Below are 10700 nucleotides of genomic sequence, written 5' to 3' on the forward strand. Positions count from 1 at the left end.
CGGTCCGACGGGGGAAACAGTACCTGCATTACCAGTGAGTACAGCGATCTCAACTGCGAGAAGAGTGGGTACCGTTACCCAAATCATGTCTTGACACCCCTTCGGGCAACGCCTACGTTAACCGCATCGGGGAGCCGCTTAAAACGATTCAAAACCCCTGGAGGGTGTGTGAAGACCTCCCACCGCATGCTGGCATCGGCCGTGGCCGTGCTCGCGACGGCGGCCCTTGCCTCGTGCGGATTCGGCTCGGAGCCCGCCGCCGACGGCACCGTGACCCTGTCCTTCATGACGGGCAGCGACCAGTCGACCGTGGACACCTCCAAGGCGCTGGCCGACGCGTTCATGAAGGTCAACCCCACGATCAAGATCGACATGGAGCACCAGCCGGGCGGCAGCGAGGGTGACAACGTCGTCAAGACCCGGCTGTCCACCGGCGAGATGACCGACGTGTTCTGGTACAACTCCGGTTCGCTGCTGCAGGCGCTGAACCCGGCCCAGACCCTGGTCGACCTGACCGGGGATCCCGTCCTGGCCCAGGTCCAGCCCGACTACCTGCCCGTCGTCTCGCACGACGGCAAGGCGTACGGGGTCCCGGCCACCACGATGGGCGGCGGCGGCATCCTGTACAACCGCAAGGTCTACGAGCGGCTCGGCCTGGAGGTCCCCAGGACCTGGGCCGACTTCATGGCCAACAACGACACGATCAAGGCCGCCGGGGTCACCCCGGTGATCAGCACGTTCAAGGACACCTGGACGTCCCAGATCTTCGTGCTCGCCGACTACCACAACGTCCAGGCCGCCGTGCCGGGCTTCGCCGCCGACTACACCGCGGGCAAGGCCAAGTTCGCCACCACGCCGGCCGCGACGGGCGGCTTCCAGCACCTCGCCGACGTGCACGCCAAGGGCCACCTCAACAAGGGCTTCGGCTCGGCGACCCTCGACCAGGGACTGAAGATGCTGGTCGAGGGCGAGGGCGCGCACTACGCGATGCTCAGTCAGCTGCTCCCGCCGCTCCTGGAGACCTACCCCCAGACCGCGACCGACGTCGGCTACTTCGGCATCCCGGGCGACGACCCGGCCGCCGGCGGCGCCACCGTCTGGGAGCCCGCCGCCCTCTACATCGCCAGGACCACCGAGCACCTGGACGCGGCCAAGAAGTTCCTGGCCTTCGTCGCCTCCCCGGCGGGCACCGAAGCCGTGACCGCCGCCGTCCAGCCGTCCGGACCGTACCGGATCAAGGGGTCGAAGCTGCCGGAGGACGCCATCCAGGTGGCCAAGGACCTCCAGGCCTACATCGACCGGGGCGCCACGACGCCCGCGCTGGAGTTCCTGTCGCCCATCAAGGGCCCGTCGCTGGAGCAGATCACCGTCGCCGTCGGCTCGGGGCTGACGCAGCCCGCCGATGGCGCCGCCCAGTACGACAAGGATGTGGAGAAGCAGGCCAGGCAACTGGGGCTGGCAGGGTGGTGACCGAGCAGCGTGCCGGGCTCCGCGCGGGGCCCGGCGGGCCGCCGGCCGAGCGGCACGCCCGGCCGGCGGCCCGGCGCAGGTCACCCTACCCGTACGCGCTCTACCTGCCGGCCGCCGTCGTCTACCTGGTGATCTTCCTGGTGCCGACCGTGATGGCGTTCTACTTCGCGCTGACCCGGTGGACGCTGTTCGACAGCGAGTTCGTCGGCCTGGACAACTTCCGCGACTTCCTCGCCGAGCAGAACCTGCGCGTCGGCTTCCGGAACACGATCGTCTACGCCGTGGTCACCAGCGGGCTGAAGGTGGTGCTCGGCCTGCTGCTGGGCGTGCTGCTCACGTCCAGGCTGCGGCTGCGAGGCTTCCTGCGCGCGGTGGTGTTCTTCCCGGTCCTGGTCTCCACCGTGGCGGTCGGCATCACCTTCAGCGCGCTGCTCCGCCCGGACACCGGCCTGGTGAACAAGGCCCTCGCGCTGGCCGGCGTCGACGGCGCCGACTGGCTCGGCGACGCGAACACGGCCCTGCTGTCGGTGGCGCTGGTCGACGTGTGGAAGGGGGTGGGCCTGGCCACCGTCATCTACATCGCCGGGATCATGTCGATCCCGCGCGACTACTATCAGGCGGTCGAGGTCGACGGGGGCGGCGCCTGGCACCGGTTCCGGCACGTCACGCTGCCGCTGTCCTGGCCCGCCACCTACTCGGTGATCATCCTGTCGTTCATCGGCGGGCTGCGGTCGTTCGACCTGATCTGGACGATGACGCGGGGCGGTCCCGGCTTCACCAGCGACGTCATCGCCTCGATCATCTACAAGCAGTATCAGGCGGGCTTCTTCGGCCTGTCGACCGCCGGCAACGTGCTGCTGTTCCTCATCGTCACCGCCATCGTCGTCCCGCTCACCTACGTCCTGGGCAAGAGGCAGGTCGCCGTATGAGGACCTTCAGGAGGTACGGCGCCGACACGATCGCGCTGGTCCTGGCCACCGTGATCTTCCTGGTGCCGTTCTCGTTCATGCTGCTGACCGCGGTCAAGGACCCGGCGCAGGCCGCCGATCTGGACTTCGCCTGGCCGGTCGACTGGCGGGTGGTGGACAACCTCGTCGAGGTCGTCCAGGCGCGCGACTACGTGCTGCTGCGCGCCTTCGTCAACTCCACCGTCCTCACCGTCGCCTCGGTCGCGCTGATCGTGTTCTTCGCCGCCATGGCCGCGTTCGTGCTGCAGCGCCGCGCCGGCAGGGTCGGGACGCTGGTCAACTTCCTGGTGCTGTCCGGGCTGATCATCCCGCCCGCGATCGTGCCCACCATCTGGCTGCTGCAGGCACTGGGCCTGTTCAAGACCCTGCCGGGGCTGATCCTGGTCGAGGTCGCCTACGGGCTGTCGTTCGCGATGCTGCTGTTCAGGGCGTTCATCGCGGCGATTCCGCGCGAGCTGGACGAGGCGGCCCAGATCGACGGCTGCCACGGGGCGCGGCTGTTCTTCCGGGTGATCTTCCCGCTGCTCCGGCCGGTCACCATCACGGTCGTGCTGACCTCGTCCGTGGCCGTCTTCAACGACTTCGTCAACCCGCTCTACTTCCTGCCCGGCGACGACAACGCCACCGTGCAGGTCACCCTCTACAACTTCCAGAGCCAGTACAGCACCCAGTGGAACCTGCTGTTCATGGACATCGTCCTGATCACGATCCCGCCGCTGCTGGCCTTCGTCTTCTTCAACCGCAAGATCGTGGCCGGCATGACCGCCGGCGCCATCAAGGGATGACATGACCTCTCTGCGGCGACGGCACCCGCACCGGCGTCGTCGCGTCGGGGGAGTCGGTGCTCGTGCCGTGGCCAGGACCGGAGCTGGGCTCGCGCGAGCGGCGCGGTCCCGCCGAGCGGGCCCGCCTGTACGTCACCGCGCACGGCACGTACGAAGTCGAGATGAACGGCCGGGTCGTGGGCGACGACGTGCTCGCCCCCCGGCTGGAGCAGCTAGCACCACCGGCTGCGCTACCGCACCCACGACGTCACCGCCCTGCTGGAGGAGGGCGCCAACACGATCGGCGCCACCCTCGCCGACGGCTGCTACCGGGGCCGCGTCGGCTTCGCCGGGGGCAGGTCCGCCGTCTACGGCGACCGGACCGCCCTGATCACCCAGCTGGAGATCACCTACTCCGACGGCACCACGGACACCGTCGCCACCGACGGCGCCTGGCGGTGCGCGCCCGGCCCGGTCACCGCCGCGAGCCTCTACGACGGCGAGTGCCACGACGCGCGCCTGCTTCCCGGCGGCGGCCTCACCCGCGCCCGCGCCACGCTCGACACCCCGTACGGCCGGGCCGAGGCCGGCTGGGAACGAACCGGAGACGAGATGGAGCTCGTCGTGGTGGTGCCGGCGAACACCACCGCCGCCGTCCACCTGCCCCTGACCCGGACACCGCCGTCGAGGTGGGAGCCGGACGGCACGTCTTCCGCTGGGCGTGATCAGCTGGGCTCCGGACCGAGCGCCCGGCGCAGGAAGTCCAGCTCCAGCAGGAGCAGGTTCTCGGCGACCTGCTCCTGGGCGGTCATGTGGGAGACGCCCGACAGCGGCAGGACGGTGTGCGGGCGGCCCGCGGCCAGCAGCGCGGCGGACAGCCGCAGGGTGTGCGCGGCGAAGACGTTGTCGTCGGCCAGACCGTGCACGAGCATGAGCGGGCGGCGCAGGTTCGGGGCGTCGGCGATCAGGGAGCTGCGGTCGTACGCCTCGGGGTTCCGGTCGGGATGGCCGAGGTAGCGTTCCTGCCAGTGGGTGTCGTAGAGGCGGGCGTCGGTGACCGGCGCGCCCGCGACGGCGGCGTGGAAGACGTCGGGGTGGCGCAGCACGGCCGCGGCGGCCAGATAACCGCCGTACGACCAGCCGCGGATCGCCACCCGGTCCAGGTCCAGGTCGAGGAAGCGGCCGGCGGCGGCCCGCAGCGCGTCGGCCTGGTCCTCCAGCGCCGCGCTCAGCTTGTCGAGGTGCACGGCCCGCTCCCAGGCCGGTCCGCGGCCCGGCGTGCCGCGCCCGTCCACGACCAGCACGGCGAAGCCCTGGTCGGCGAACCACTGCGCGACCGCGTAGTCGTCCAGCCCGCGCAGCACCAGGGCGCCGCCCGGCCCGGCGTACGGGCTGAGCAGGACCGGCAGCCGCCGCGAGCCCGGCACGTGCCCGGACGGGAACACGATCGCGCCGCGCAGCTCCCGTTCGCCCAGCGACACCAGGTCCGCCCGCGGGCGCACGACCGGGGTCGCGCCGTTCGAGACGATCGGCGTGGCCGCCCCTCCGCCGGTCACCGTGACGCGGGTCCCGTGCTCCTCCAGAGTGCGGCTGACGACCAGGGTGACGCCGCCGGCGCGCGTTCCGGTGTGCACCCCCGGCTCGGAGGTGACCCTGGTCAGCCCCGCGGCCCTGGAGTAGCTGTAGAGGTGGCGTTCCGTCGGCTCGTCGCAGCACTGCGCGAGCACGGTGTCGCCGTCCACCGCCAGGATCCGCAGCACCTGCAGGCCCGGCGGCGTGACCAGGTCGTCCCCGACCATCAGCCGGCGGGTGTCGTCGCGGTCCACCGTCCAGACCAGTTCCCCGGCCGCCGTGCGGGCGGGGGTGCCGGGCACCAGCGTCAGCCAGGCGTCGTCGGCGTCCTCGCGCACCAGCGTGGTCGCGCCCGTCCCGGGGTCGGCCTCCAGGAGGCGGGTGGTGCGCTGGTCGCGGCTCTGCACCAGGATCAGCAGCCCCTGCCCGGTCCACGACACCGCCGCGACGTACTCGAACGCCGCCCTGTCCCAGACCACCTCGGTACGCTCCCCGGCCGGCGTGGTCAGCCAGAGCGTCACGTCGGCGTTGTCGGTGCCCGCCGCCGGATAGGCCATGGTCCTGGAGGGCCTGCCAGGATCGGCGGGCTCGGACAGGTGCCACCTGCTCACCCGGGCGTTGTCCACCCGCGCCACCAGCAGGCGGGTGCCGTCGGGCGACCACCAGTAGCCCCGGTGGCGGGCCATCGACTCGGCCGCCACGTGCTCGGGCAGCCCCCAGGTCACCTCGGGACCGTCGGGCGTCAGCAGCGGCTTGCCGTCGAGGTGCAGGGCGCCGTCGGACACGTGGGCGACGCGCTGCCCGGCCGGGTCGAGCCGCGGGTCGGATCCGGTCGTGCCGAGCGGGGTGACCTCACCGGTCAGCAGGTCGACGGTGTGGAGCGCGCCGTCGAGCGCGTAGACGGCCTTGGTGACGGCGGCGTCGGTGGCGTAGGCGACGATGCCGCTCGCGCGCTCGCGGGTGCGTTCCCTGCGGGCGCGCTCCGCCTCCGGCAACGTCCCGCCCGGCGTGCCGGGGTCCACGAGCAGCCGCTCCTGCCCGGTGGCCAGGGTCAGCGTCCACAGCCGGTTGACCGGGTCGTCACCGCCCGAGGACCTGAGGAACACCACCCGGGCGCCGTCCGGCGAGATCGTGAAGTCCCTGGGGACGCCGAGCTTGAACCGGGCCGTACGGGCATGCTGACGAGGAAGCGTGAGGGGAGGCATGGGGGATCATAGGCACGCCCGCCAAGCCGGACGCAACCGCATAAACCAGCACCGACCGCCCTTCCCGCCACCCTGCGGTTACGTCGTCACGGTGCGGCCTCGTCGTTACGGTGAGACCCCTCGTTACGGTGCGGCCACGTCGTTACGGCGCGACCCTCGTTACGGTGCGGCCTCGTTGTTACGGCGCGGCCTCGTTGTTACGGCGCGGCCTCGTTGTTACGGCGCGGCCACGTCGTCACGGCGCGGCCACGTCGTCACGGCGCGGCCACGTCGTTACGGCGCGTCCGAGGCGGCCCGGATCGGGCAGGCGGAAGGAACCTCGGGGCGTTCTCGCCCGGCATCGGCGCTCAGCTTTTCGAAACCGGACTTGATCGACGAGATCGACCCGCACCTCGCGCCGACCCCTGCTCGCGGAGGTCCGGCTGTACGACAAGCCGGTCCGCCTCCACAACCCCAGCTCGGAAGCTCGCGTACGGTGCCGGACCCTCACGGCGCCCGGCAGTCTCCGCCCAGGGCGGGGGTTCGCGTACGGACCGGACCCTCACGGCGCCGGGCGGCCTCCCCACGAACCCGGGGGAGTTCGCGTACGGTACGGAATACTCACAGCGCCGGGCAGCCTCCACCACCCCAGGGCGGGGGTTCGCGTACGGACCGGACTCTCACGGTGCTGGGCGGCTCCTCCACGAACCCGGGGGAGTTCGCGTACGGTACGGAACCTTCACGGTGCCGGGCGGCCTCCACCCAGGGTGGGGGTCCGCGTACGGTGCCGGATGCTTACGGTGCCGGGTGGTTGATCGTGTGGGCGAGGACGAGGAGGCACCGTGGGCTGCCGTCGTCGCGTCGGCCCAGAGCCGTCAAGGGGGCCGTCGTCACGGTGAACCCGGCCGTTGTCAGCTCGGCGCGGACCGCGCTGAGCGGGCAGGTGCTGTAGTACATGACGAACGGCGGGCGCCACAGCGCGTTCCGGGCCCGCATGGCGAGGTCGAACCCGAGCATCGCCCAGTACATGCCCGAGGTCACGAGCGGCGGCGCGCCGATGGGGAAGGCGAAGAGCCCGCCGGGCCGCAGCGCGCGACGCACCCCGGCGAAGAGCGCCGGCCGTTCGGCGGGCAGGAAGTGCCCGAGCGCCCCGAAGCTGACCGCGAGGTCGAAGGACCCGGCGAAGGGCAGAGCCCGGGCGTCGGCCTGGACCCACGCGGCGTCCGGGTGCGTCCGGCGCGCCCGCGCGAGCATGCCGGCGCTGAAGTCGACGCCCGTGATCGGTCCCCGGCACAGGGGCGCGAGGACCCGCATGCCCGCGCCGGTGCCGCAGCACACGTCCAGCGCCTGACCGAACGGCCCGAGCGGGCGCAGCACGTCGGCCGTGGCGTCGAGGACGCTGTCGGGGGTGCGGAAAGGCGTGTGGTCGAACTTCGGGGCCAGCAGGTCGTAACCCCGCTCCACCGAGGACAGCGCCTGGACCACCAGTTCACGCAGCGACGGACCCTGAGGCCAGAACATCGGCCCAGGGTACTTCGCCCGCCGATGTCAGGTTCGAACACCCGCCCCAAAACGGTGGGAAACCGCCGAAAGCAGCTTCCGCTTCCGCCCCGAAACGGCGGGCAACCGCCGAAAGCGCCTTCCGCTTCCGCCGCCGTTACGTGCGGACCGGCAGCGCATGGCACGCTTCTCCGTGACGTCACCGCCCGGTGACCCCCTTCTCCGCAACCTGCCGCGATGCGTCATCACCCGGCAGCCCCCTTCTCCGCGACCTCCCGGGGTGCGTCATCGCCCGGTGGCCCTCTTCCCCGCGACCTGCCGCGATGTGTCATCGCCTGGCAGCGCCCTTCTCTGCGACCTGTCGCGGTGCGTTATCGTCCGGCGGGCGTCCCTCTCCGCGACCTGCAGCGGGGCGTTATCGCCGGGCGGCGTCCCTCCGGGACCTGCCGTGGTGCGTCATCGCCCGGCGGCGCCCTTCTCCGCGACCTGCCGCAGGGCCTCACCGCCCGGCGGCTCCTTCTCCGCGACCCGCCACGGGGCGTGATCCGCCGGTTTCCGGTCCGGGGGGCGTCTGGTGAGGCGGGCCGCGATGGGTTGTCCCAGGAGGATGCCGAGGAAGACCAGGACGAGTCCGAAGATCTGCCGGCCGGTCAGCGTCTCGCCGGCGAGCACCGTACCGAGGAGGACTCCCGTCACCGGGTTGAGCAGCCCGATGAGCCCGACCGTGCCGGCGCTCAGGTGGCGCAGCCCCGCGAACCAGGCCGCGAAGGCGAGCGCGGTCGCGATGACCGTGACGTAGCCGAAGCCGAGCAGTGCGGGCCCGTCCAGCGAAGGCGGCGCGCCCTCGACCGCGACCGCGACGGGCACCAGCGCGGCGCCACCCGCGATGAGCTGCCAGGACGTGAGAGAGAAGACGTCGACGTCGCCGCTCCACCGCTTGGCCAGCACGTATCCCAGGGACGACATCGTCATGGCGGAGACGGAGGCGAGGATGCCGGTGAGACCGGCCGCTCCCATGTCCTCCAGCAGCATCAGGCCGACGCCCGCGATCCCGACGCACGCCCCGGCGAGATGGGTCACCCGGGGCCGTTCGGACAGGGCGGCCCAGGCGAACAGCATCATCACCATCGGGGAGGTCGCCATGATGGTGGAGGCGACGCTGGTCGGGAGCGTCTGCGCCGCCAGGTAGACCAGGGCGAAGAAGGCGCCCATGTTGAGCGTGCCGAGCACCGCCGACTTCCACCACCACGATCCCCGGGGGAGTCTCCTGCGGACGAGGAGGAGCAGCAGGCCCGCGGGCAGCGCCCGGATCGCGGCGCCGTACATGGGATGGTCGGCCGGCAGGAACTGCTGGGTGACGTAGTAGGTCGCGCCCCACGCCACGGGCGCGATCGCGGTGACGGGCAGCCAGCGGAAGGTAGCTTCCATGGAAGCAATATAACTTCCCGGGAAGATATATTGGAACCATGAGCGAGTACTCGGACCACGTGGCCAGGATCCAGCGAGCGTGGGAGCGCGAACGGCCCGACCTGGACGTGCGGCCGCAGGGCGTGATCGGGCGCCTCCACCGCCTCGCCGGACATCTGACCGAGCAGCTCTGCGCGGTCTACCGCCGTTACGGGCTGGCGGAGGGGGAGTTCGACGTGCTCGCCACGCTGCGGCGCGCCGGCGAACCCTTCGAGCGCGCGCCCGGCGAGCTGGCCGCGCACACCATGGTCACCACGGGGGCGATGAGCAAACGCATCGACCGGCTCGAACGCGCGGGGCTGGTCACCCGCCGCCGCAGCGCGAGCGACGGGCGCGGCCGGGTCGTCGCCCTGACCGCCGCCGGCCGGGAGCTGATCGACGAGGCGTTCACCGAGCACATGCGCAACGAGCGCCGGCTGCTCGACTGCCTGCCGCCCGAGGAGGCAGTCCAGCTGGAGTCGCTGCTGGCCACCTGGCTCGCCTGCTTCGAGACGCCACGCCGGGACGACGCCGGCCGTTGACGTGGGGGCCTTCGCGGCAAAACCCTTAATTTCAGGTTGACTTAGTGGGGAATTTCGGCCAACCTGTGACGCATGCACTCCGGGTCCCTTCTCTGGTCAGACCTGCCCGTCGATCTCGGACGGCAGGCGAGCGCGCTGTGTACGGCGCCCGCATCCGCGTGACGACGACCGGCATCGACCAGATCAGGAACACCGACATGACCGTGACGACATCCGCGCCCGCCCGTCCCAGCCTGGAGAGCAGGGCCCGCGCCATCGCCGCCGACCTCGACGCGTGGGTGGGGCGCGTGCGGCTGAACACCGGGGAGCGCTGGTACGAGCGACTCCACCAGGACGACGACCACGAGGTCTGGCTGATCAGCTGGCTCCCCGGGCAGACGACCGGCTTCCACGACCACGGCGGCTCGCGGGGCGCCTTCGCCGTCGCCCTCGGCACCCTCCGGGAGCACGACCTGACCGCCGAACGCGACCTCGCCCCCGGTGAGGCCCGCGCGTTCGGCCCCGGCTACGTGCACGAGGTCCACAACGGCTCCGCCGCGCCAGCGGTCAGCGTGCACGTCTACTCGCCTCCGCTGTCCACGATGAACCGCTACGAGCTCACGGACCACGGCCTGGTCAAGCTGGTGGAGGAGACGGCGGAGCAGTGGTGACGGGACCGCCGCCCGGCGCGCGCACGATCGACCAGATCCTCGACGACAGGCGGAGGCTGCTGCGCCGGCTGCCGCCCGCCGAGGCGCACACCCGGTCCCTCGCCGGGGCGCTCATCGTCGACATCCGCCCGGCGGCCCAGCGGGCGGACGAGGGCGGGGTTCCGGGCGCGCTCGTCGTCGAACGCAACGTGCTCGAATGGCGCTTCGACCCCGCGGGAGAGGCCAGGCTGCCGGTGGCGACCGGCTACGACGTCGAGATCATCGTCCTGTGCTCGGAGGGCTACACCTCCAGCCTGGCCGCCGCCTCGCTGCACGAGCTCGGCCTGACCAAGGCCACCGACGTCGTCGGCGGCTTCCACGCCTGGCGCGCGGCCGGCCTGCCCACGACCGGCGGCACCGCGGCCTGGTACGGCAGCCGGAGGTCGTGATCTTGGGTGTGGCGGCGTGACATAGGACAGCCACCACATGATCATGCCGGGCTTGTGCCGAGTACGAATGCATCAGGATGCACGTCTTGGGGACAGCACTGCATCAAGTCGGTCGAAGCCCTCGGCCACACCGCGGGCCATGGGGGAGGAGACGACGAGATCGCGGGTGTGCTGCG

General features: G+C 71.6%; 9 protein-coding genes and 2 pseudogenes. 8 read left to right on the forward strand and 3 right to left on the reverse strand.

The genetic code is table 11. The annotated features are described in order from the left end of the window. The first annotated feature begins 168 nt into the window (after window positions 1–168). From ACZ6YG_RS21425 to ACZ6YG_RS21445, 5 genes and pseudogenes are all read left to right on the forward strand, one after another. Window positions 169–1470: an ABC transporter substrate-binding protein gene (locus ACZ6YG_RS21425; RefSeq protein ID WP_466018992.1), complete on the forward strand. Its 1302-nt coding sequence runs from the start codon at window positions 169–171 to the stop codon at window positions 1468–1470. After that, the gene (locus ACZ6YG_RS21430; protein ID WP_397199337.1) at window positions 1467–2399 is read left to right on the forward strand and encodes a carbohydrate ABC transporter permease; all 933 of its coding nucleotides are present in this window, start codon (window positions 1467–1469) and stop codon (window positions 2397–2399) included. Before ACZ6YG_RS21425 ends, ACZ6YG_RS21430 begins: the two co-directional genes overlap by 4 nt. Continuing rightward, a complete protein-coding gene (locus ACZ6YG_RS21435) occupies window positions 2396–3223 on the forward strand; it encodes a carbohydrate ABC transporter permease (RefSeq protein ID WP_466018993.1) in 828 nt (275 codons plus the stop codon). The genes ACZ6YG_RS21430 and ACZ6YG_RS21435 overlap by 4 nt, the downstream gene beginning before the upstream one ends. 62 nt (window positions 3224–3285) lie before the next feature. Further along, a pseudogene (locus ACZ6YG_RS21440) lies at window positions 3286–3423 on the forward strand (alpha-L-rhamnosidase N-terminal domain-containing protein); the annotation flags it as partial. Window positions 3424–3448: 25 nt separating this feature from the next. Then, window positions 3449–3868, forward strand: a pseudogene (locus ACZ6YG_RS21445) (alpha-L-rhamnosidase N-terminal domain-containing protein); the annotation flags it as partial. Window positions 3869–3927: 59 nt separating this feature from the next. Here the strand turns inward: ACZ6YG_RS21445 and ACZ6YG_RS21450 are convergent. From ACZ6YG_RS21450 to ACZ6YG_RS21460, 3 genes are all read right to left on the reverse strand, one after another. Continuing rightward, window positions 3928–5979: a S9 family peptidase gene (locus ACZ6YG_RS21450; protein ID WP_466018994.1), complete on the reverse strand. Its 2052-nt coding sequence runs from the start codon at window positions 5977–5979 to the stop codon at window positions 3928–3930. 774 nt (window positions 5980–6753) lie between these two features. Beyond that, window positions 6754–7479, reverse strand: coding sequence for a class I SAM-dependent methyltransferase (locus ACZ6YG_RS21455; RefSeq protein ID WP_466018995.1), 726 nt, complete (start codon window positions 7477–7479; stop codon window positions 6754–6756). A 435-nt stretch (window positions 7480–7914) separates the two neighbouring features. Continuing rightward, the gene (locus ACZ6YG_RS21460; protein ID WP_466018996.1) at window positions 7915–8886 is read right to left on the reverse strand and encodes a DMT family transporter; all 972 of its coding nucleotides are present in this window, start codon (window positions 8884–8886) and stop codon (window positions 7915–7917) included. Between the two features lie 38 nt (window positions 8887–8924). Between ACZ6YG_RS21460 and ACZ6YG_RS21465 the strand changes: the two genes are divergently transcribed. The 3 genes from ACZ6YG_RS21465 (at window position 8925) to ACZ6YG_RS21475 (ending at window position 10524) form a co-directional block, all read left to right on the forward strand. Continuing rightward, window positions 8925–9446, forward strand: a complete 522-nt coding sequence (locus ACZ6YG_RS21465) for a MarR family winged helix-turn-helix transcriptional regulator (RefSeq protein ID WP_466018997.1) — start codon at window positions 8925–8927, stop codon at window positions 9444–9446. 158 nt (window positions 9447–9604) lie between these two features. Further along, entirely contained in the window at window positions 9605–10096 is a 492-nt protein-coding gene (locus ACZ6YG_RS21470) for a cysteine dioxygenase (RefSeq protein WP_466018998.1), read from the forward strand. After that, the gene (locus tag ACZ6YG_RS21475; protein ID WP_466018999.1) at window positions 10093–10524 is read left to right on the forward strand and encodes a rhodanese-like domain-containing protein; all 432 of its coding nucleotides are present in this window, start codon (window positions 10093–10095) and stop codon (window positions 10522–10524) included. The genes ACZ6YG_RS21470 and ACZ6YG_RS21475 overlap by 4 nt, the downstream gene beginning before the upstream one ends. Window positions 10525–10700 lie beyond the last annotated feature (176 nt).

It is taken from the genome of Nonomuraea sp. NPDC054003 (genome assembly GCF_055585125.1).